This is a genomic window from Marinicauda pacifica (assembly GCF_004793635.1).
Classification (GTDB): Bacteria; Pseudomonadota; Alphaproteobacteria; order Caulobacterales; family Maricaulaceae; genus Marinicauda; species Marinicauda pacifica.
This window is the reverse complement of sequence record NZ_SRXV01000081.1, coordinates 1-307: the sequence shown is the minus strand read 5'-3', so window position 1 is coordinate 307 and position 307 is coordinate 1. Positions and strand designations below refer to the sequence as shown.

General features: G+C 69.1%; 1 pseudogene. It reads left to right on the top strand.

From position 1 onward, the window contains the following. Nucleotides 1–307: pseudogene (locus E5162_RS14475) on the top strand (phosphoribosylamine--glycine ligase); the annotation flags it as partial.

Sequence of the window (307 nt, the reverse complement as noted above, 5' to 3'; positions counted from 1 at the left end):
GGGCGGGCGCGAGCATGCCCTGGCCTGGAAGATCGCACAGAGCCCGCTGGTCGACACCGTGTGGTCTGCGCCGGGCAGCGTGGCGATGGATCAGAGCGGGCCCTGCTTCGATGTTGCTGCCGACGACATTGACGGTCTTCAGGCGCTGGCCCTGCAGCTGGAACCCGATCTGATCGTGATCGGCCCCGACGCCCCGCTGGCGCTGGGGCTGGCCGACCTGCTGCGCGCGCGCGGCTTCGATGTGTTCGGTCCGTCCAGGGACGCGGCGCAACTGGAAGCCTCCAAGGGCTTTGCCCAGGACATGATG